Genomic DNA, 22,167 nt, shown 5'->3' with positions numbered 1-22,167 from the left:
AGGATTATGACAATATTACGGCTGAAAGCTGTACTTTTTACAGGTGTGTTAGTGACATTAGGGCTTAGCTCTACAGGTGTTAATGCTGATGATTATTCTAACGCAGTGGCATCGGCACCAGACGCATTAGTATCAAATGGACTTTTGACACCTGGAACAACAGGAACACAAAATAATGCAAAAATTGTAACATTCGATGCTAGTGGTAATGTTGTTTCTGAAACAGCAGATAACGCAGATAAATCAATTATAAAAATTACGGATGCAACTAACCAAGTGGGATCTGCCTGGTCTACAGCAAACAATAAATTTAATCTTAATAAAAATAATAAAATGTCAATGTGGATGTATTTCGGTAATCAGGGTGCTAATTCTGGTGATGGGATGGCTTTTGTTTTACAAAATGATAGCCGTGGTCTCAGTGCTATTTCTGGTGGAGGCGAATCATTAGGTGTTTGGGGTGTTGATAAAGGTGGATCAGAATCTACCGTTGCAGGAACAGCTATTAAAAATTCATGGGCGTTAGAATTTGATACACATAAAAATAGTGAGGCAAGCAAGGGTAACGGATTTGATAATTTAAACACTATCCAAGACAATCATCTGGCAAGCAATTATCCTAATCAAAGGGCTACTTATGAACAAAATGGTTTTTTAAGTAAGTATAATAAATTAACTCATGATGGACTACTTGCTGTCGCTGACTTATCTAATGGAAGATGGTGGCATGTGTCAATTGATTATAAATCAACGTCTACAACTGCCGGCTCAATGACCTATACTATTGGAGATAAAGTCCCCGGTACGGGTGATGTATTAGGTGGTGGTCTTGCAAAGACAGTTCCAATTGATAAAAGTAAATTTGCGAGCACTGATGGTCAAGTGACTTGGGGATTTACGGGCGCAACAGGCGGTAACTGGGAAACAAATTTAGTGATGTTTGAAGAAATATCTGATTTAGTTTCTGTTACGGCGACGCAAAAAGTGACAGATACTACCCAGAACAATAAGGACATTACCGCATCAGGAATTGCTAACAGCGGGGATAAACTTAATCTTCAAACAACTTTGAAATACAATGATGGAAAGCAAGATTGGAAAAAAATCGTTGCTTCGTTAAAAACGCCTAATGCTGTGACGTTAGACAAAGAAGGTATCATTAAATACGCCGATGGAACAACGCAAACATTTGATACAACAACTAAAGATGGTGTCATTACATCAAGTCTAAATAAAAACTTATCAAAAAGTAATGATACAGCAACGATCAGTATGAATGGGACAGCTAAAATTGTTGCTACAGATACCAAAGTAACAAGTCCAATTAGTACATTTAATGGTCAAAATACGATAGTAAGATCTCAGCTAGCTACGTTTACCATTAAGGCATTAAAGCAGAAGATGACACTTTCAGGATTGCTTGATAAAACAATTGATAGTGGTCAGTCGATTAAAGTTACGAGTAACGTTAAAACAGATACACTAATGGAAAATGATAACGTTACGATAACAACGATGCTGAATGGTAAAGCCTTTAGTGATAAATCAATGCTATTCAATAAGTTGGGTAGCATTGACTACGCTGAAGTGCTGCCTGCAGATAAGTTAAACGTTGGAAAAAATACTTATACGGTAAGTGTTGAAGATCAATATGGTAATTCAGTAACGGGTCAAGAAATTATCACTGTTAATGATCCAGGTGTTTTAGAAATAGCATCGGTAACGGGTGCATTAAATTTTGGACAAAGTGATATTCCAATACCCAACGAAGAAACAACCTATAGCCCTGTAGAAGAATTAAGTATACAGGTAGTTGCATCGGTACCAGGTACATGGAATTTAAAGCTGACTGGAACTGATGTTGTTGGAGCCAGCGGCACTGTGCTAAAAGATGCATTAATTTACAAAGAAAAAGCGACAGATATTGGGACACCTTTAAAAGACCATTCGATAGATATTGCGGGTGGGAACTCATCTCCTAACCAGATAACTAAAACGTGGGCAAAAGATACGGGAATTCTATTGCGTGTTAAACCTAGCGAGGTTAGAAGTGAAGAATATGATGCTTCAGTGCAATGGAATTTGAGTAATGTACCAACTAAATAAGTAGTATTAGTGAAAAAGGATAACAAAAGTTATCCTTTTTTTATTTATGTTTTGCAATTATTGCCATCTAGGATATTATGGACTATGTAGAGAGAATACGGAGGATAGATAACTAATGAAAATGACCGTTGAACAATTCATGTCCGCTATTGAGTTAGAGGCGTACACAAAGATTTTTTATACTGCCACACCAGAAGATGTCCAAGCGATTGGTGTACCAGAATTATTCGCTAAGTGTTATGCTGATTTAGAAAACAATGTACGGGATGGTAAGCTTGTAGAAGTTCAATTGATGATTGAATATCCTGAAGGTACCGCAATTTTTACACTTGAAGCAAATATCCTTAATTTACCATACAAATATTATAAAAAGTTACCCAGCTTCTTTAATGAAGTAACAGATGAAGCAGAAGTTAATGTCTATCTGATTGTTGAGTCACCAATTCTGAACGCATCTAAATTAAGAATCGATGAAATTACATCTGTGACTAATTATTTAGAAAACCCCAGTGATCATAATATGACAAGCACAACTATGATTGCTGAAAAGATAGCTTTCCTTGAAAATCCACCTATTATTGAAGAAAAAGAACCAGTTGTCGTTGAAAAGAAAAAGAAAGCTCCAGCTAAGAAAAAACCAGCTGTTAAAAAGAAACCAGCAGTTAAAAAGACGACGGCTACAAAAAAAGCGACAACAAAGAAAAAAACGACAACTGTAAAGGCGGCAGCCAAGAAAAAGCCCGTGGCCAAAAAGGTACCCGCTAAAAAGAAACCGGCTGTAAAGAAAGTAACTACTAAGAAAAAAGCACCAGCCAAGAAAACTAAATAAAAAAACGCCGATATTATCGGCGTTTTTTTGTCTAATTATTTAATGAAGAAATAGTAAACGAGTAGCAAGGCACCTAAAATAATACGGTACCAACCAAATGGTTTGAAATCTTTCGACTTGATGTAACCCATCAAGAATTTGATTGCAACAATTGAAACTAAGAATGCGACTACACAACCAAGTAATAAGACGGCTGTTTGATCACCGGTAAAGCTATAACCATTATGGAAGTATTTAACTAATTTGAGTAGACTGGCACCGAACATAACTGGAATTGATAAGAAAAATGAAAATTCAGCAGCAATGAATCGAGAAGTCCCTAATAAAATGGCACCTAAAATAGTTGCACCAGAACGTGATGTTCCGGGAATTAAAGCAAGAACTTGGAAAACACCGATTAGTAACGCTGTTTTGTAAGTAACTTGATTGAATGATGTAATAGAAGGAACAGCATCGGCTTTTTTGTTTTCAATAATAATGAATAAAACACCATAAATAATTAACATTAAGGCAACAACTGGGAAATTATATAATTTCGCATTTAACCAGTCATCAGCAACTAACCCAATCACAGCAGCTGGAAGTACAGCTACAATGACTTTACTCCATAGAGACCACGTATCTCTTTTTTCTAATTGCGATTTTTTTGGAGAAAAAGGATTTAATTTATGGAAATACAACACACAAACTGCTAGGATAGCGCCCAGTTGGATAACAACGAAGAACATTTCCATGAAAGCAGCATTTTCTTTTAGTTGTAAAAATTCGTCAACTAAAATCATATGTCCCGTTGAACTAATAGGAAGCCATTCTGTAATTCCTTCGACAACTCCCAAAATAATAACTTTTAACATAACAATAATATTCATACAAATAGATTCCTTCCAAAATTTTATTTAACTGCTCTAGTATACCTAATATGAAAATTAAAAACCATAAAATTAAATAAACCTTATGCTTTTAGGCATAAGGTTTATTTGTGAATATAAGATTTTAGTTAAGATTAATTTTATAGGGCTTTTTTGTTACCGCGACGTGCAATTGCAGGGAGGATTAAACCTAATGCAACTAAGACAAGTGGTGTGACAATATTAAGTGTTAATTGGAACAAGTAGTTAGAAGGGCTATCTGAGTAGTTTAATTTAGGAACAACTCCTAGGATACAAGCGAATGCAGTGAATAAGAAACACCAAGCACCAACAATGTAACCAACGACAGGATTCTTAACAAACTTGTAACCGGCTTTGAAATTCTTCAATTGTTTGTTTAATAGCATGTAAGCGAAGAATACCCAGAGATAACGCATAGGCATGACAACCGCATTTAGGTTCAATAACCATTTGTATAATGCGTTCATGTTACCAATCCCGATTGCAGGAATGATAATTAAAATACTAACTAAAACACCAGTCATGGCATAACCATTAACGGGAGTTCCTTTTTTATTAAGTTTTGACAAGCTTTTAGGAATGAAGTTTGGATCAGCATCACCTAAAAGAATTTTTAATGGTGCATCAATTGAGAAAGCAAGCGCTGAAATTTGAGCCATCGCATTGGCAATTGCGTATAGAATCATGAATAAATTACCTACGTGATAGAAACTACCAAGACGTAAGAAACCTTCGTAAGGACCATTTGTGATTAAATCATCAGGGATGTTAGTTCCGTTAAATAAGAATCCCATAGCGAACGAACCTAAAATAGCACAGATGGCAACCATTGCGGCCAATGCTAACATTCCTTTTGGAAATTCTTTAGCTGAGTTTTTTGTTTTATTAACATAGGGAGAAATCTTTTCAGCACCACCAACAGCGAAAACTAACATTGAAATCGTTGTGAAGTAGGCGAAGTTAAAGTTAGGTAGATATGATTTAATGGCACCCATATCAGGTGTTTGAATTTTAGCATGCGTCATGAATGGCGCTGAAACTGCCAACAAGATGAATAATAATGACATAACGAACATTGCTGTTCCGGCAACACTACCAATTCGACTTAAAGTAGCAAGTCCCTTTGAGGCAATCCATAAGAAGAAAATGAAAATGACTAAGCCCATAAGTGAAACGGTCATAGCAGAAGTTTCATTAACGAAATTTCCGTTACCTTTGAATAACCAACTAAAGGCAATTAAAATACCTTGTGGTTTTTGTGCTAGGTAAGGAATATGTACGACCCAATAAGTCCAAGCTGCATAGTAGGCAAGTCTCTTGGTTGAAGTTTCTTTCACCCATGAAGACACACCACCGCTGGCATCTTTAAATGTTGAGCCTAATTGACCAACAATTAAAGTATAAGGAACAAAGTAAAAAATCATGATTAAAATCCAAGATGTAATAACAGTGAGTCCTTGGTTAGCAAAGTTGTTAAAGACATTTGCAAGTCCCCAAACGGAAACGAATGCAATTAAAGCAACGTTATACCAACGTAATGTTTTTTCTGATTCTAGCAAAATAATAGCCTCCATATGGATAAAATATTTTATGATACTGGTGCAGTGATAGCTATGGTTAAGTATAAAGAAAAATGAAATAAAGTACAATCAAATTTTGTGATACATACTATAAGAAGTAAATATAATTATGATTAAAATGTCAAAAAAACACATCTAGGTCGCAAATGTTGAATGTTGTCTACCGAATATAGATGATATTATAACGGTAATTGGTTAACGACATAAACTAAAAAGAGAATCCTGGGGGATTATTATGAAACCAAAAAATAGAATTGTGATAGGTAGTTTGTGTGCGATGATGTTGTTCGGGGGAACAGCGTTGAATGAAACTATATCAGCAAGTGAACAAGAAGAAGCAACTAGTTCAAGTATTGCGACTATAAAAGAGCAAACTTTAGAAAATGTATTAAGTGAATCAACAGAATCAAATAAGGCAGATTCTAGTAGCTCAAGTAGTAGTGTATCTGATGAAAAAATAGATTCAGAAGTTGATACGACAAATGCAACAAGTTCAGAATCAGCGTCGTCTACACTATCTAGTGAAAAACTAGATAGTCAAAAAGACGAAAAGAAACAAGTAGAACAGGCTAAAAAACAAAGTAGCACAACACGTACGTTATTTGATGATTATAAAAATGCAGAGATTGTAGGGATGTTTCTGGGTGGAAGTAAAAAAACGATTAGCATTGACGATGTACTTAGCAAAGAATCAACAATAATGCCTGCAGATGCAGCGTTAGCTGACCTATTTTATAGTCAGGATGATGCGGGTAATGGAAATAGCGTTGATGGCTCAGGAACACCAGAAGGATCACCTGGGTACTATCCTGCCGTATCTTTAGATAACTACGTATTCAATGTGCAAGTAACCAAACCAGATAGTACGGCAACAATTTACGCACCTTTTCATCCAACATCGTATGATCCAATAGAAACACTCATGCAAGCACCAGTTACAATTAAAAATTCTGATCTAGCAATTGGGGAAAATAAAGTTGAGCTTACAGCTACAAGAGTAATAGGTGGGGGAACTAGTTTTCCAACTAAGGGAACTATCATTGTAACCATACCAAATCCTAAGATTAAAGTAGATGCAATTGCAGGCGATAAATTAGACAGTACGACTAATACGGATATCCCAGTAGTTGATGTCGCAAGTACTGAGTACCCAGTGAGCTACACGGTGAATAGTGATCATGCAACGACCTTAACAACTCAAATTACAGATTCTTATGGTGATGTAGCACACACCAGTCAATATAAGGAGGAGTACGATAATAGTAAAACGCTAGGTAAAGATCATACTAATACGATTAAGATGACCGACTTGACGGTTAAACAACATACAATAACCGTCACAACAACGGATGATCAAGGTAATGCGACTGTTAAAAAATTCATCCTTAATGTTAAAAAACCAACTAAAACGTTAAAAATTAATAGCATTAATAATTTAAATTATGGAGATAAAATTAAAATACCAAATGAAAAAACCAATTTAACACCATTAATTGGTCTTAATGTGGACCTTTCAGCTGTGGATGCCGGTAACTGGGTGTTGACTGTAAAATCAACAGGATTAACTGATGATCCAGATGCTTTGGTCTTTAAAAGTGATGCCAATGCTACAGAGCAAATCATTAATGATGCTGGCATAACCGTTTTATCAGGTAATGGTGTAAATGATACAGGAAAGGAGTTTAACGATGATGGAACCGGTATTTTGTTAAAGGCAGATCCATCAAAGCTTAGAGCAACTGCCTATAAAGCAGACTTGAATTGGACATTATCAAGTGTCCCAGTAAAATAACGTCAAAAAATGACACCTAACACGTAAATGTTGGTCGTTTTAAATGAAATAATTTTGGTATTATAATTTTATAGAAAAGAATAACTAAATAAGAATTAAGTAATTATGACTGTCAAAAGAAAACACTTAACCATGAAATATTGACCGTTTTTAGGTCAAATATCGACTATAGTGAGTGTATACGAAAAATGGGGGAAACAATGATGAAAAAAACTTTATTAACAACAGTAATGATTAGTGGTGTGGTATTAGGTTTCGGAACAATAAGTAAGGTATCTGCAGCAGATACTGCTACATCAAAAGATACAACGGCAAGTGCCACGTTTACAGCTGGCGGAATAGATCCAACAGATCCTAATAGTGCATCATTGTCAATTACAAATGTCACAAGTAAAGTTGATTTTGGTAAAGAAGCAATTTCTGCAGCGAATACTACATTAAATTCAAATAGTGGTATTAATGTAAGTGTTAGTGATCTTCGTGGAACATTTGTTGGTTGGAGCGTTAAGGTTAGTGGTACACCATTTATGAGTGTTGTAGATACTGTTGCTGATCCTACAGCTAAATCTGTAGAACTAGAAGGTGCTACATTGTCACTCCCTGATGGTACTGCATCGAATAATATTGGTGACGTACCTGAGGTAACAGCAACAGCTACAGGCAACGTCTTAGATGGTGGTGCAACAATTAGTGCACCTGTTGACAAAGGTGCAGGGGAAACTACAACAAGTTATGCACAAAAGGGTATTAACTTAGGGGTTGTTGGTGGTACAGCACATGCTGCTGCATACTCAACAACATTAACTTGGACATTGACTGACGCTCCTGCTTAATTAGGTTAGAGTCGGGTGAAATATTAAAAAAATTTGGGGGAAATATATTATGAAAAAAAGTTTAACAAGTTCATTATTAGCAACAACAATTTTAGGTGCAGGTTTAGCAGTATCAAGTAACGTAAATGCTGCAGATACTGTCTTACCAGATAGTGCAACAACTGACGGTTCAGTAACATTTACACCAGGTACAGATCCAACAGACCCAGTTGACCCAACAGACCCAGTTGACCCAACAGATCCTGGTGATGGTGGTGGCGGTGAAACAGGACATGCTGGTCCTTTAGCAATTGTATATGCAACAAAGGCTGTAACATTTGGGATTCCAAAAGATGATGGAACTGGTTCTGTTAGCACTACTGTACCTGTTTCAGCAAGTAAACAAGACCTTAAAGGTAGTAACTTTATTTCTCTTCAAGTTGCCGATACTCGAGGAACAGATGCTGGTTGGACATTATCAGTTAAAGCAGATCAATTCAAAAGTACAAAGTCTGGCGAATTAGCTGGAGCTGTCTTAGCTTTAGGTAAAGGTGATAATACCTTAATTGGTACCGGTGCTACACCAACACCTGCATCAGCTGCTGCAGTTGCAGCGGTTACTGATGGTGGAACTGTCTTATCAGCTAAAACAGGCGAAGGTGCTGGTTTAAATGCAGATAAGATTCGTGCAGACAACATGACTTTGACAATTCCTGCAGGTTCAGCTAAAGCTGATACTTATGCAACAACGTTAAACTGGAGTCTTTCAGACGTACCAGCTGTTTAAATTAAATAACAAATTCGGGGGAAATAAATTATGAAAAACGTATTAACAAGTGCATTATTATCAGCAACAATCTTAGGTGCAGGCTTAGCAGTATCAGGTAGCGTAAACGCTGCTGATATGACACCTGCAACAACAACAACTGGTGTTCAATTTAAAGCTGGCGATGAAGGACAAGTTATCCCTCCAGTTGACCCAACAGATCCAACAAAACCAACAGAACCTGGGGATAACGGTAATACTGGTAACAGTGGTAATCTTGCTATTATCTATGCTACTAAAGCAATTAGTTTTGGTACTGAAAATGAAATTACGGCAAATACGGTTAACTTAACGTCTGATACAGATGTTGCAGTTGAAGTTGGTGATGTTCGTGGAACAAATGCTGGTTGGACTTTATCAGTAAGTTCTAAGCAATTAGCTAACGCTGATGAATCAGAAAAACTTGGCGGCGCTGCAATTAGTTTAGGCGCAGGTGCTGTTTCAGTTGGTAATGGTTCTACAGCTAACCATGCAGTGTCATCAGCAATTGCTGATACAACAACTTCTGGGGTTGTTCTTGGTGCTACAGCAGACGCTGGTGCAGGTATTAACGTTGATAACATTAAAAAAGAAAATGTTAAATTAACAATTCCAGCTGGCGTTGCTAAAGCAGATATCGCGTATGCTTCAACGTTAACATGGACTTTATCAGATACACCAGCTGTTTAATTATTTACAATAAAAAAGATAGAATTATGGGGGATTAGATTATGAAAAAAGGTTTAACAAGTGCATTATTAGCAGCAACAATTTTAGGTGCAGGTTTAGCAGTTTCAAGTCATGTAAATGCAGCAACACTTGCTCAAGGTGCATCAACTGATGCTAGTGTTTCGTTTAAGGCTGGCGATGAAGGACAAGTAATCCCTCCAGTTAACCCAACAAACCCAACAGACCCAACAGATCCTGGTGATGGTGGTGGAACTGGTAATAGTGGTAACCTTGCTATTGTCTACGCTACAAAAACAGTAGACTTTGGTTCAGATATTGAAATTCCTACAAAAGCATTGACTGTTAAATCAGCAAAAGATCTTGCTATTGAAGTTGGGGATGTTCGTGGAACAAATGCTGGTTGGGCACTTTCTGTTCAAGCTGACCAATTTAAGAGTGGTAGTGATGAATTAACTGGTGCTGTTCTTTCAACAGGCAAAGGTAAAGTAGTTGTTGCTGAAGCAACAACTGGAACAACTACAGCTGTTTCAAATGCTGTTACAGATTTAACAACAGCTGGCGTTGCTTTAAATGCTGTTAAAGATACTGGTAGTGGTGTTACTGTTGATACACTTGCAGCTGGAGACATTTCATTAACTGTCCCTGCTGGTGTTGCTAAAGCAGAAGCTTACTCAACAAAAATGAACTGGACACTTTCTGACGTACCTGCTTAAATAAGTTGTTTAAAAAGCATTATATGGTGGCAATCACTATATAATGCTTTTTAACAAGAATCTTTAAAGTATTCCTTGGGGGAGGTTAGTCTCATGAAGAAAAAGATTATGATTATAGCAATGTTACTTTTGGGAGTTGTCATGCTGAATACTAATCAAATGGTTAGTGCGGCAACAACCGAAGCCGGTTCTACGAATGTGACTATCGGTTTTAAAGAGAATACCAAAGTGACACAACCAACTAGTGTACCTGAAAGAAAAACGACTGTTAATCCTGAAAAAGACATAAAAGGCTCAGTATCATCTGTAGGTGGTATTTTACCACAGACAAATGAAGAAAAATCTGTGATGGTTGTCTTAGTAGGATTCGTTCTAATATTAGGAGCACTACTATTATTCTTTATTAAAAAGGATAAAAAAGAAAATAAAGGTTAAAGAAAAGATAAATCAGAATAATCTGATTTATCTTTTTTATTATCTTCTAACTAAAAAAGGTCTTAAGTATTTGTGAATAAATATGTTAAAATTTATAAATAGCGTTTTAAGTAAACATTTAGGAGTGAATTATTTTGGATAATCAAGTTGTTGAAGGACAAACCATTTCATTTGATGATATTAGATATGGATTAACTTACCATAATTGTACGATTGAGGCTTCTTTTGAGACAGTACGAGTTGATTCAGTCACTTTTGATCATTGTACCTTTGAACAAACTGACTTTGTGCGTAGCGAATGGTTAGATACTGTAATTGATCATTGTGAGTTTTTGAACGCAGAATTTAATGAAAGTTATTTTTTTAGAACTGAAATTAAAAGCTGTCGGATGATGGGGTGTGACTTTTCTAATCGTACTGTTTTTAAAGAAACGACATTTAGAGATTGTCAGTTAAGCTATTCTAATTTTAGTGTCGCTAATTTCCAAGAAGTTGAATTTAGACGTTGTGATTTAAAAGAAACCAGTTTTCAAGCGGTTGAAATCAAGAAGAAATTAACATTCCCTGAAAGTAATATTGAAGGTTGCGATTTTATTGAGACCAACATGAAGTCTGTGGATTTCTCTGAGAGTGAATTTGAAACAGTTATACTGGATCCTAAGCTGGTTCGTGGATTAACGATTAATGCTTACCAGGCAACAATTTTAGTTGCTTTATTAGGTATTAAATTGAAGTGAGCTTACAATATTGTAAGCTTACTTTTTTATTTAATGATACATTATAGCTGACGAATACTGGTATACCAATTGGCATACAGGATTAAATAACTATTACCTGAAAAGGACCCTAAAACCATCAAATAATGAGCGTTTATAAGAAATTTATGGATAATATTAATTCTATTTAAGCGTATACTATAAGTAATAAAGATAGAGAATGGGGTGCGGGTTATGGGGATTAATCATAAAAAAATAAATTTATTAGTGTTTGTTTTAGCGGCGACTTTCTTAGCTACTTTTTCAAGTGTGTCGGCAGAAACAGATTATAATTATGCAATACAGACCGCGCCAAGTGGGATCACTTTGAATGGTATATTTCAACGCGGAACTGGGGCTGGTGTATCTGAAGTTAGTAAAACAGTTAATTTAACGTCTGGAAATGTCATAACAACGGATGCAAATGCTGCTACAAAATCGGTCGTAACAATTACTGATAATAAAGATCAAAAGGCAGCTGTTTGGTCAACTGATGGTAATACATTCGATTTGAACAAAGATTCAACAGCGTCAATGTGGGTATATCTTGGTAATGGAGGCGCTGCAGCCGGAGATGGTATGGCATTAGTATTACAAAATGATGCTAAAGGAAATGCAGCTATTTCAACTGGTAGTGGTGAAACATTAGGTGTTTGGGCTAATGATATACTACCTGAGGGTATTTTTGGAACAACATCAGGTTATAGTGATGTTTCGAAACTAGTTAAAACAGGGATACAAAACAGTTGGGCGTTAGAGTTCGATACCTTTAATAATGGGGGTCAAACTTCCGGGAATAGCTTTGATTATACTGCTGTCACAGGTAATCACATAGCTAGTGGTTATCCTGCAGATACTAATAGTTATACACGGGATAGTAAAGACTCGGGTTTTTTTCCAATACACACCGCCTATTTTTACTATCAAAATCACCTTGGGTTAATTGATTACGGAGCAAATCTATCTAACGCGTTATGGCATCATTTGACGTTGAAATATTCTGCTGGAACGAGTACAACAGGCTCTATGACTTACACAATTGATGATAAAAATCCAAAAACAAATGTTATGACAACAGGTAAGAGCGCGACTGTGTCAATTGATAAGGCTAAATTCAATTCGAATGGCGCAGTTCGTTGGGGATTTACTGGATCAACGGGTGGTAGTTATGAAACTAACTTGATAATGTTTGAAAAAGTTCCAGGTTTAGTTGATGCAACTGCAACTCAGACAGTAACAGATACAACTCAAAAAAATAAAGATGTTACTAATGATGGTCTAGTACACTCTGGAGATTCATTAGATTTTGTAACAAATTTAAAATATTTAGGTGGTAAACAAGATTGGAAAACAATTAGTGCTGGCTTGAAGGTTCCCAATAATGTGACGTTAAAAACGGGAACAATTACTTATTCAGGGGCAGCAACGGACTCAGAAACCATTGATTTAACAAAGATGTCAAATGGGGCAATTGTTAAGGTCCTTAAGAATGATTTATCAACAGCTAAGTATTCAAGTGCAAAAGTAACACTTACAGGAACTGCTGACAAAGTTGCAGCCGATACAGTTGTTAATAGTCCAGTAAGTGAATTTTCTGGATCTAATGCGGTTATCCAATCAAATGCAGCCAAATTCACAATTGGAGGCACACGAACATTAACGATATCAGGAATTAATGACATCAAGGTTAATCAAAATGAAGCAGCAACTATTGCCGGAACAGTAGTTTCAAGTCTTGGGGGAACTTTCCCAGCAGGAACGACAACTGCAGCAATTAAAGTCAATGGTAGTTACTCAGTATCAGCTAACGTCGGAACAGACGGTAAATTTAGTGTTAGCGTTCCAAGTAGTCAATTAAAGGTTGGTAAAAACCCATATACTGTGATGGCAACTGATCAATATGGGAACCAAACAACGTCATATACGGCTGATATTATTGTGAACTCTAATAAACCAACGTTTACTTTAGATGATAGTGGTACAACAGTGAATGCGCCTTATTCTTTGAGTTACCATGAGTCTGATGATAGTGCAACCATTAAAACGTACTATCAAGAAGGGTCAAATGCACCTGTTTTAATGGAAACATATGATAACGTAAAAGCTGGTCAGGACCATTCTGGAACTTACAAATTACCAGATAACTTAGCAATTGGTAGTCATGTTTTAACTGTTTATGCTGTCGATACAGACGGTAATAAATCTGACGTGAAAACTATTACTGTCGTTGTTTCAGGTAAAATGGGACTAACAACTAACGGTAGTTTAAATTTTGGGACAACTAAAATTCCAGGAAAAACGACAATATTACCTCGTCAAACTGATTTTTCTGTAGCATTAGAAACATCATTACCTGGGACTTGGCAGTTGTCAGTTTCAGCAAGTGATCTTACTTCAGATAGTAATACAATTAAAGATGCGATTGTGTATCGAGCAACAGCCGGAGATAAGGCTCAAGTTTTAGGTTCGGCAAGTCTTGAAATTTTGTCAGGAACATCAACGACAAAAACGACAACCGTACCATGGGACAAAGATGCGGGTGTTTTGGTTAAAGCAGATCCAAGTGAAATCCATCGCGGTTCATATACAGCCCAGGTAAAATGGGTATTAAGTAACACACCACCTGCATAAAAAATAAAGGAGAGACACTAAACTTTTTAGTGTCTCTCCTTTATTTTTAAATTTCTTTCGTTAAAGCAATGATTTTATTCACGGTATCATCTAAAAATTGAATTGTTTGATTGAGAGGTTCATCCGTAGTGATATCAACGCCTGCAACTTTAGCTGCTTCAATTGGGGCTAATTCGCCACCTAATTTTAAGAAGGCAAGCCAAGCTTCTGTCGTATTTTCTGGATCTTTCAATAAGTTCAAGTGTGCTTGTGTTGAAATGGCAAGACCTGCTGAATATGTGTATGAATAGAGGCCCATGTAATAGTGTGATTGGCGCATCCAAGTTAGTTCAGCACCGTCATTTATTTCAACATCTGGTCCCCAGAATGCTTCAAGGACATGACGTTTAATTTCACTTAATTGATCACCATCAAATCCTTGTCCAGCGTCAATGAGTTGATAAACTTCACGTTGGTAAGCTGCTTCAAGTAAATGGGTCACAAAGTTATGGAAATAAGTATTCGTTAACATTTTTGAATAAGCAAAACGTTTTAAGCGAGGTTCACTTGATTGATTTTCAATTGAACTTGTTAGTAATAGTTCATTGAATGTAGAAGGCGCTTCAACCAAATAAGTAGAAGGTTCACTACCCAAAATTGATTGGTTATCCTGTGTTAAAATGGCTTGCCCTGCATGACCGAGCTCATGAATTAAAGTATAGACATCGGCTAATTCGTTCGTCCATGACATTAAAATATAAGGATGTTTGCCATAAGGAGTTGTTTCAAAGCCACCCGTTTCCTTACCAATATTTTGTGGAAAATCAACCCAACGTTCTGGGAATGAACGAGCAACCATGGCTTGATAGTCAGATCCAAGTGGCGCAACTGCATCGTTGACATATTTCTTAGCTTCTTCAATTGAAACTTCTGGTGCGAAATCAGGATCTAAATCGATTTGTAAATCAGCAAAGGTCATTTTATCTAAACCGCGAACTTCTTTGACATGTGCAGCGTATTTTTGCATAACAGGTGCTAATTTAGTCATGATTGTATCAATTTGACGATTGAATAATGAACGGTCAACTTCTTGTTCTGCTAATAAGTAATCAAAAACTGAATGATAGCCACGTAAAGTAGCAATTCTTTTCTCCATAGATACTTGATTATAATAGTTAGCCGCAATTGTATGCTTATAATGATTTAATGTTGTTGAGAAGCTTTTAAATGCTGCATGACGAATAGCTGCGTCTGGATTGTATTGGTACGTATTTTCATATAAAACAAATGACATTGGATATGTCACACCATTTACTTCAAAATCAGAAAAGTCCATATCAGCTGCTCGAGTTTGACCGTAAACTGATTCTGGTGCAGAAAAATTAGGTTGGAAGGTCGCAAGGACTTGTTCAACCTCAGGACTTAACTGGAATTCTTTTTGTTTCTTTAATTGACGAATATAAGCTTTTAATTTTGGATTTGTTGCAACAACGTCGTCCAATAATTTAACTGGATTTTCTAGTAATTCAATATCAAAGAAAACCAGTTTTGTCGTAATTTCGGCAGAAAGTGCTTCAAAATCGCGCATTAACTGATTGGCTGTTGCATCAGTAATATCAACTGCTTGCTGTAAAAATGCATAATGTTCAATATGTGATAAGCGAGTGTAAATATCTTCCAAGTCATTGAAGGCGGTACTAATTGGAGCTAGTTCTCCTAAATGGCTATGGTAAGTAGAAACAAAGGTTTGAACGAGGTCACGAACTAAATCGATATCCGTCTGGAATGCAAGATCATTTGGATAAATGGCTGTTAAATCCCATGTTAGTGCTTCAGGTACTTCATTTCTATTAACTAGTTGGTGAGTTTTTGTCATAATCGTAACCTCCTAATGTTTGTATGGTTAGTATTGTATCATTATATAGAATTAAATGAGTAAAAAAGGATTATAATATAATTTTTTGATAATCTTCGATTAGTACAAGTCAAATTAGTGGTTTAATGCATGGTTATTTGAGATTATGAATTAAATAAAAGGAGGTAGAATAAATGAAAAAAATAATTGTATTAATTATCGCTATTCTATTAGTTGGCGGCGGGTACTTATACTATAGGACTAATTACTCAACTCAGGATTACTACACACAGATAACAGAAACAGGTAAAAAAGTGGTTAAAAAGGATCAAAATGGAAAAACGTATGCCGATTATAGCTATAATCAAATGGCTTATAATACTAAAAATGAAGCTAAGAAATTAACGTTTAATGGGAATAAAGAAAGACCGTTACGTCAAGGCGCCTATTTAAAATTAGCCTATAATGAAAAAAAAGGTGTTATTTCATGGGAAGAAGTTTCAAAAAAAGATCTACCTGTAAAATTAAAATAGAACCCAAAAAAAAAGACTGTAATGAAGAGGATAGTTATCTTCATTACAGTCTTTTGTTATTTAAAAATAACTATCTCTTAGGAATAGCTATTTTATTCGTGAGGGCATTATTTTGAGTATTTCTCGATTAAATCATCTAAGACAAGTAAGTCTTCTGCTTCGTAACGTTTACGGTAAGCAGCGATTTCTTCAGCTGAGAAATGTTTTGGATCGACAGCTAAATCTTCAACAGGGATGGCACGGTCGTCAGTGATTTTAACATCAATAACAACAGGACCTTCTGCTTTTATAGCTGTTTCAAATGCGGCAACTAATTCGTCATGTGTAGAAACTGAGATACCAAGCGTACCCATAGCGCTTCCGACTTGTGCCCAATCTGCGTCATTGAAATCAATACCATAGAATGGTTGACCTTCATCTTCTTGTTCATCTTGAATGAAACCAAAATGTTGGTTAGAGAAGACAATATTAATGACATGTTGTTTGTATTTTACTTGTGTTAATAAATCTTGAACAATCATAGCAAATGCGCCATCACCGACAAGGTTAAAGACTTGACGGTCAGGGAAGGCTGATTTAGCAGCAATTGCTGCACCCATACCATAACCCATTGTTGCAAATAAGGCAGATGTTGTGAATTTTTGTTTAGGATTCATATCTAAGTAACGTAAGCTATTCATTGTAACATTACCAACATCAACTGCGAAAATGTCATCGCCTGTGGCATGTTTGTTGATTTCTTTAAAGACAGAAGCAGGTTGAAGTGGTGTTGTTGTCTTGTCCTCAAATTTCTTGAGGTAAGTACGCCAGTTAGCCATATCTTCAATAGTTGCATCGAAGAATGGACGACTTTCAACAGGAGCACCAGCTAATTCAACAAAGCGAGCTAATGTTTTCTTAGCATCACTGAGTAAAGCGACATCAACTGCATGACGTTTACCAATTTTTGATGCATCAATATCGATTTGGATAAATTTCATATCGGGTTTTAAGACTTTTTTAGTTTGTGAGAAAGGTAAATCAGCTCCTACAAAGACAACTAAGTCAGCGGCAGCAATTGCTTCATCAGCAGGTTTTGTTGCAACTCGGTAAGTTGACCCTAAGTTAGCACGATAACTATCAGGAACAGTTCCTTTATTGATAGCTGTAATAATTACAGGCATTTTAAAATGTTCAGAGAAAGCAATTACTTCATCAGTAGCACCTTTTGTACCAATACCAGCGAATAAAACAGGTTGTTTAGCTTCTTTAATAAGTGCTAAAGCCTCTTTAATTTTTGAATCATTTGGTTCAGGTAAAATAGGTGTTGTGTAATTGTGACCTGAAGCGTAATAACTGTCAGCGTCGATATCCATCCAACCAAAGTCATTTGGAATTGTAACAACTGCTACACCTTTGTATTGGTAAGCTGTTCTGATAGCTTGATCAATTACACGAGGTAAGCTTTCTGGAGTCATAACTGTTCTATTATAGACAGAAACGTCAGCAAACATTGGATTTTCGTTCATTTCTTGGAATGAATCCATGTTCATTGCAGATGAAGCAACCTGACCGATTAAAGCAAGAACAGGAACATGGTCTTGTTGTGCGTCATATAAACCATTGAATAAATGTGTTGCCCCAGGACCTGCTGAACCAAAGACAACCCCAACTTTACCAGTTAGTTTTGCTTCAGCGGCAGCAGCAAGTGCCCCAACTTCTTCATGACGTACTTGAACGTAATTAATGTTTTCTTTTTCTGATTCAAGAGCACGCATTGTTGTATTGAATGATCCACCGGGTAACCCATAGACATTTTCAACTTTCCAATCCTGTAATACCTTTAACATTGCAATTGATGCTTTAATTTTTTCTGACATAATATAAATCCCCACTTTCATTTAAATAACAAAGTATCTTGTACCATCTATTATTACACTTTATGGTACCGTTTACAAATGAAATGTATGAATAAAATAAATTTTTTTTACGGACCTATTTTCTATATGAAATTTAATCAATATAAATAAAAAAGCATCATCAGAAGTTGCCTTCTTGATGATGCGAGTAGTGTATAGGTCATTATTTTCGAGTTGTGTTAATTGTTGAATTTGTTAATAAAGTATTGCCCGTTTCTGCTTTAACTAAATCTAAGGCAGATCTAAGTTTATCGGTAATACGTTGCTTCTCTGGTGTATCAGCGACTTCAAAAGCTTCACCGTTAATCATGGTTCCAGTTCCTTGTAGGTGATCAGATTTTGAATGGTGCGTGGCAACACGATAGCTAGTTCCTAGAGTCACTAAATCATCAAATGATAAATCTGTTTTCAATTGAGAAGACATCGTGTCTAAGAATTTTTGATTTAATAAGTTTTGTAAGTTTGTACTCTGTAAGGCAACAGACATGATAATCTGGCGTTGACGTTTTTGACGGCCATAATCACCAAGTGGATCCTCATGACGCATTCGGGCATAAGATAATGCATCTGCACCATTAACATGAGTTTTAACACCTTTTTTAAAGTGTGCACCTTGATAGGTGAACGATAGTGGTGGTGTGACATCAACGCCACCAACCGCATTAACTAATGTTTCGAGTCCGCCCATATTAATGGTTGCATAGAAATCAATAGGGACGTTCAAATATTTCTCGACTGTTTTAACAGCAGAAGCAGGACCACCATAAGCATAGGCAGAATTTAATTTACTTGGGAATTCTGATTCATAACCAGAAACCGCAACTTCTGCATCTCGGGGTAAACTGACTAACGTCATTGATTCCGTTTTAGGATTTAAAGTTGCGACAATTAAGGTATCTGTTCGACCGCCAACTTTTGCACGGCCTAACGCACCATCATCGGTTCCTAAAAGGAGAATTGAAATTGGATAGCCTGATTTTAAGACTGAAGAAACGTTTCTAGCTTTAGCGACTTTTGTCGGCGTATAAATTGAATCAGCTGCTTTTTTTGCGTTTGCGTAAGCTCTGTATGCATAAATACCGCCACCGACCAAAAGTAAGAGCAATAAAAGAAGAATTAAACGACGACGTTTTTTATTTGGTTTTTTCTTACCATTTTTTGGCAACGATGAGTGACGATTTTTACTTGGATTAGAAGTGGAATCTGCAATTGATTCCTGCTGATATAGTTCTCTACGAGTAGGCATAAATATAAAATTCCCTCCAATTAGTAATGACTAAATTATTTCTTATCAGTTCATTGTTCTTCAATTGCGTCTACCTGAGTCGTCGTATGTTTAACATTAAACCAATCAATGTAGTTACGTTTAAACTCAATAATCTTAAATTCAAAAGCATCAAACTTGATGACATCATTTAATTTAACTTTATGATTTTCGAGAATGAAACCTGCTAATGTAACACTTTCAGATGCTTTCATCGCTTTATTTTTAAATTTAAAGAAGCGTTCGAAATCATATAAAGTCGTTTTACCACTAATATTATATGAACCATCATCATTTTTGATAATGTATTCACTTGAAACGTCATCAATTTCATCTTTAACCGTTCCAAATAATTCTTCATAAATATCTTTATCCGTTACAATACCACTTGTACCACCATATTCATCAAGGACAACAACGATAGGTGTTTGTTTACTAATCATTTGGCTTAATAATGTTCTAATAGGTGTTGTTTCTGGTACTGTAATAATTGTTCTAAGTAGTTTACTAATTAAGACAGTATCATCAATCTCAGCTTGTCTAACTAAATCGTAGATATAGACGTAACCAAGAATTTTATCTTTATCATTGTTAGCAACTACTGGAAAACGGCTATAACCCTGATGTAAATAATCTTTAACGACATCGTGCACAGTATCTGTAATATCTACGACATAAAGACTTGTTCGATCGACCATAATATCTTTAGCAATTTTGTCATTTAAATCAAAGGCACGTTGCATATAGACATAATCATCTCTATCTAATTCACCACCTGAAACGGCATTTTGAGATAAAGATAAAATTTCTTTTTGAGTAAAAACTTCACTATTTTCATCAGTTGGCGTAATACCAATCATTTTAGCAACACGTGTTGCTGAGTTATTTAATAACCAAACTAATGGGTAAAAGGCAAGATGAAAGTAGCGTAATGGTGTTATAACAACCATTAAAACTTGAACGGGCATATCGATACTTAAGTTTTTAGGCACAATTTCTGTGTAAACCACTTCAACGTAAGTAAGGATTAAAACCCCGATAATTGCGCCAATGATATTTAACCCTGATTCAGAAGCAAAATGGAATAGTTTAAGCACATCTACAAGTAAAAATTCAATGGTTTTTTCACCAACCCAACCCAGAATAATACCAGCAACACTGACACCAACCTGTGTTGTTGAAAGGTATTCATTCAAATGGTTAAGCATTTTTAATGCTCTTTCTTGTTTTTTTCGATTTCCAATACCTGCTTCGATATCAGCTTCGATGGCACTTGGACGTGCTTGGACAAGTGCAAATTCTGCGGCAACGAAGAATGCTGCTGCAAATAATGTCACAAAGATAACAATCAAATTGATGATAACTGTACCGCTAGACAATTTTTGTGTCCCCCATAATTAAGTTATATTTTTAAGTTCGTATCTGTCTATTTTACCATTAAACATAAGGATTGTCGTTTAGTCTGAAGGAACAATTCAGATAATCTTAAACTTTTTACTTAGAGCATAGTAATTTAAGTGTAAATTCATTATAATAGAACTATAAAGAAAAAATACAGATTAATAACGGAGGCTATCATGTCGGGTCAATTCGCAAAAGGTCAATTAAAATTATTTGCACTTAATTCTAACGTTGAATTAGCGGAGAAGGTGGCTAAGGTTTTAAATACTAGTCTTTCTACAGCATCCGTGAAACATTTCAGTGATGGCGAAATTCAAATCAACATTGATGAAAGTATTCGTGGCGCAGATGTTTATGTTATCCAATCAATCTCAAATCCAGTAAATGAAAATTTACTGGAACTTTTGATTATGGTTGATGCGTTACGTCGTGCAAGTGCGGGTACAATTAACGTTGTAATGCCTTATTATGGTTATGCACGTTCAGATCGTAAAGCACGTTCACGTGAACCTATTACAGCTAAGTTAGTTGCAAACTTTATTCAATTAGCCGGTGTTTCTCGTGTAATTACACTTGATTTACATGCCGCTCAATTACAAGGATTCTTTAACATTCCAGTTGATCATTTAGTTTCTTTAGAAATCCAAGCTAAATACTTCATTGAAAATGGGATTACAGATGATGTTGTTGTGATTTCACCTGATCATAATAGTGTTAAAGGTGCTCGTAATATGGCTGAAAAGCTCAAAGCACAAATTGCTATTGTTGATAAACGTGGATCTGATTTTGCTGATAATATTGCAGCAACATCAATTATTGGCGATGTAAAAGGGCGTCGTTGTATCATTATTGATGATATGATTGATACAGGGACAATGATGACTGATGCAGCGCGTGCACTTAAAGCTGCTGGTGCAACAGATATTTATGCTTGTGCAACACATGCTGTGATGTCAAAAGGTGCGATTGAAGCTTTATCTGATGACAATATTAAACAAGTGATTGTAACAGATAGTATCGTTGTTCCAGAAGCTGACAAGCTCGATAAACTTGTGCGCTTATCAGTTGCCGACTTGTTTGGCCAAGCAATTGATTTAATTCATAAGAATCGCTCAGTTGATAAACTATTTACAGAAAAAGATTAAATTAAAATGAACCGCTGGTTAAATCACCTTTGTGATTTGTCCAGCGGTTTTTAT

General features: G+C 35.9%; 18 protein-coding genes. 12 read left to right on the top strand and 6 right to left on the bottom strand.

Annotated features, from left to right (window positions below; translation table 11 throughout):
* Nucleotides 1–6 precede the first annotated feature (6 nt).
* The gene (locus tag AC1RO3_RS06215; protein WP_481761760.1) at nt 7–2,106 is read left to right on the top strand and encodes an L-type lectin-domain containing protein; all 2,100 of its coding nucleotides are present in this window, start codon (nt 7–9) and stop codon (nt 2,104–2,106) included.
* 115 nt (nt 2,107–2,221) lie between these two features.
* Nucleotides 2,222–2,935, top strand: coding sequence for a hypothetical protein (locus AC1RO3_RS06210; RefSeq protein ID WP_481761759.1), 714 nt, complete (start codon nt 2,222–2,224; stop codon nt 2,933–2,935).
* A 35-nt stretch (nt 2,936–2,970) separates the two neighbouring features.
* On the opposite strand, the gene AC1RO3_RS06205 is transcribed toward AC1RO3_RS06210, so the two are convergent.
* Nucleotides 2,971–3,804, bottom strand: a complete 834-nt coding sequence (locus AC1RO3_RS06205; protein ID WP_481761758.1) for an undecaprenyl-diphosphate phosphatase — start codon at nt 3,802–3,804, stop codon at nt 2,971–2,973.
* Nucleotides 3,805–3,944: 140 nt separating this feature from the next.
* A complete protein-coding gene (locus AC1RO3_RS06200) occupies nt 3,945–5,384 on the bottom strand; it encodes an amino acid permease (RefSeq protein WP_481761757.1) in 1,440 nt (479 codons plus the stop codon).
* A 256-nt stretch (nt 5,385–5,640) separates the two neighbouring features.
* On the opposite strand from AC1RO3_RS06200, the gene AC1RO3_RS06195 reads away from it, so the two are divergent.
* From AC1RO3_RS06195 to AC1RO3_RS06160, 8 genes are all read left to right on the top strand, one after another.
* The gene (locus AC1RO3_RS06195) at nt 5,641–7,197 is read left to right on the top strand and encodes a hypothetical protein (RefSeq protein WP_481761756.1); all 1,557 of its coding nucleotides are present in this window, start codon (nt 5,641–5,643) and stop codon (nt 7,195–7,197) included.
* Between the two features lie 203 nt (nt 7,198–7,400).
* Nucleotides 7,401–8,030 (top strand): WxL domain-containing protein, encoded by a 630-nt coding sequence (locus tag AC1RO3_RS06190; protein WP_481762650.1) that lies wholly within the window; start codon nt 7,401–7,403, stop codon nt 8,028–8,030.
* Between the two features lie 49 nt (nt 8,031–8,079).
* Entirely contained in the window at nt 8,080–8,796 is a 717-nt protein-coding gene (locus tag AC1RO3_RS06185) for a WxL domain-containing protein (RefSeq protein WP_481761754.1), read from the top strand.
* A gap of 30 nt (nt 8,797–8,826) precedes the next feature.
* Nucleotides 8,827–9,504 (top strand): WxL domain-containing protein, encoded by a 678-nt coding sequence (locus tag AC1RO3_RS06180; RefSeq protein ID WP_481761753.1) that lies wholly within the window; start codon nt 8,827–8,829, stop codon nt 9,502–9,504.
* 41 nt (nt 9,505–9,545) lie between these two features.
* Nucleotides 9,546–10,217: a WxL domain-containing protein gene (locus AC1RO3_RS06175; RefSeq protein ID WP_481761752.1), complete on the top strand. Its 672-nt coding sequence runs from the start codon at nt 9,546–9,548 to the stop codon at nt 10,215–10,217.
* Nucleotides 10,218–10,310: 93 nt separating this feature from the next.
* Nucleotides 10,311–10,652: an LPXTG cell wall anchor domain-containing protein gene (locus tag AC1RO3_RS06170; RefSeq protein ID WP_481761751.1), complete on the top strand. Its 342-nt coding sequence runs from the start codon at nt 10,311–10,313 to the stop codon at nt 10,650–10,652.
* 134 nt (nt 10,653–10,786) lie between these two features.
* On the top strand, nt 10,787–11,389 hold the full coding sequence (locus tag AC1RO3_RS06165) for a pentapeptide repeat-containing protein (protein ID WP_481761750.1): 603 nt from the start codon (nt 10,787–10,789) through the stop codon (nt 11,387–11,389).
* A gap of 213 nt (nt 11,390–11,602) precedes the next feature.
* Nucleotides 11,603–14,038 (top strand): hypothetical protein, encoded by a 2,436-nt coding sequence (locus tag AC1RO3_RS06160; protein ID WP_481761749.1) that lies wholly within the window; start codon nt 11,603–11,605, stop codon nt 14,036–14,038.
* 46 nt (nt 14,039–14,084) lie between these two features.
* Here AC1RO3_RS06160 and pepF read toward each other — a convergent pair whose 3' ends face one another.
* Nucleotides 14,085–15,893, bottom strand: a complete 1,809-nt coding sequence (gene pepF, locus AC1RO3_RS06155) for an oligoendopeptidase F (protein ID WP_481761748.1) — start codon at nt 15,891–15,893, stop codon at nt 14,085–14,087.
* Between the two features lie 173 nt (nt 15,894–16,066).
* On the opposite strand from pepF, the gene AC1RO3_RS06150 reads away from it, so the two are divergent.
* Nucleotides 16,067–16,405, top strand: coding sequence for a YxeA family protein (locus tag AC1RO3_RS06150; RefSeq protein WP_481761747.1), 339 nt, complete (start codon nt 16,067–16,069; stop codon nt 16,403–16,405).
* A gap of 107 nt (nt 16,406–16,512) precedes the next feature.
* Here AC1RO3_RS06150 and spxB read toward each other — a convergent pair whose 3' ends face one another.
* From spxB to AC1RO3_RS06135, 3 genes are all read right to left on the bottom strand, one after another.
* Entirely contained in the window at nt 16,513–18,264 is a 1,752-nt protein-coding gene (gene spxB, locus AC1RO3_RS06145) for a pyruvate oxidase (RefSeq protein WP_481761746.1), read from the bottom strand.
* Nucleotides 18,265–18,466: 202 nt separating this feature from the next.
* Nucleotides 18,467–19,549 carry an LCP family glycopolymer transferase gene (locus AC1RO3_RS06140; protein ID WP_481761745.1) on the bottom strand — a complete coding sequence of 361 codons (1,083 nt, stop codon included), beginning with the start codon at nt 19,547–19,549 and terminating at the stop codon, nt 18,467–18,469.
* Nucleotides 19,550–19,599: 50 nt separating this feature from the next.
* On the bottom strand, nt 19,600–20,946 hold the full coding sequence (locus AC1RO3_RS06135; protein WP_481761744.1) for a hemolysin family protein: 1,347 nt from the start codon (nt 20,944–20,946) through the stop codon (nt 19,600–19,602).
* Nucleotides 20,947–21,144: 198 nt separating this feature from the next.
* On the opposite strand from AC1RO3_RS06135, the gene AC1RO3_RS06130 reads away from it, so the two are divergent.
* Nucleotides 21,145–22,113 (top strand): ribose-phosphate diphosphokinase, encoded by a 969-nt coding sequence (locus AC1RO3_RS06130; protein ID WP_481761743.1) that lies wholly within the window; start codon nt 21,145–21,147, stop codon nt 22,111–22,113.
* The last annotated feature ends 54 nt before the right edge of the window (nt 22,114–22,167 follow it).

This window comes from Dellaglioa sp. CoH-57-MRSF-19, assembly GCF_056781975.1.
The sequence above is the reverse complement of the archived record's forward strand: the minus strand, read 5'-3'. Positions and strand labels throughout refer to the sequence as shown.

Bases quoted from the DNA above. Each gene is read 5' to 3' on its own strand.
- AC1RO3_RS06215 (WP_481761760.1), top strand. From the start codon at position 7: ATGACAATATTACGGCTGAAAGCTGTACTTTTTACAGGTGTGTTAGTG.
- AC1RO3_RS06210 (WP_481761759.1), top strand. From the start codon at position 2,222: ATGAAAATGACCGTTGAACAATTCATGTCCGCTATTGAGTTAGAGGCG.
- AC1RO3_RS06205 (WP_481761758.1), bottom strand. From the start codon at position 3,804: ATGAATATTATTGTTATGTTAAAAGTTATTATTTTGGGAGTTGTCGAA.
- AC1RO3_RS06195 (WP_481761756.1), top strand. From the start codon at position 5,641: ATGAAACCAAAAAATAGAATTGTGATAGGTAGTTTGTGTGCGATGATG.
- AC1RO3_RS06190 (WP_481762650.1), top strand. From the start codon at position 7,401: ATGAAAAAAACTTTATTAACAACAGTAATGATTAGTGGTGTGGTATTA.
- AC1RO3_RS06185 (WP_481761754.1), top strand. From the start codon at position 8,080: ATGAAAAAAAGTTTAACAAGTTCATTATTAGCAACAACAATTTTAGGT.
- AC1RO3_RS06180 (WP_481761753.1), top strand. From the start codon at position 8,827: ATGAAAAACGTATTAACAAGTGCATTATTATCAGCAACAATCTTAGGT.
- AC1RO3_RS06175 (WP_481761752.1), top strand. From the start codon at position 9,546: ATGAAAAAAGGTTTAACAAGTGCATTATTAGCAGCAACAATTTTAGGT.
- AC1RO3_RS06170 (WP_481761751.1), top strand. From the start codon at position 10,311: ATGAAGAAAAAGATTATGATTATAGCAATGTTACTTTTGGGAGTTGTC.
- AC1RO3_RS06160 (WP_481761749.1), top strand. From the start codon at position 11,603: ATGGGGATTAATCATAAAAAAATAAATTTATTAGTGTTTGTTTTAGCG.
- pepF (WP_481761748.1), bottom strand. From the start codon at position 15,893: ATGACAAAAACTCACCAACTAGTTAATAGAAATGAAGTACCTGAAGCA.
- AC1RO3_RS06150 (WP_481761747.1), top strand. From the start codon at position 16,067: ATGAAAAAAATAATTGTATTAATTATCGCTATTCTATTAGTTGGCGGC.
- spxB (WP_481761746.1), bottom strand. From the start codon at position 18,264: ATGTCAGAAAAAATTAAAGCATCAATTGCAATGTTAAAGGTATTACAG.
- AC1RO3_RS06140 (WP_481761745.1), bottom strand. From the start codon at position 19,549: ATGCCTACTCGTAGAGAACTATATCAGCAGGAATCAATTGCAGATTCC.
- AC1RO3_RS06130 (WP_481761743.1), top strand. From the start codon at position 21,145: ATGTCGGGTCAATTCGCAAAAGGTCAATTAAAATTATTTGCACTTAAT.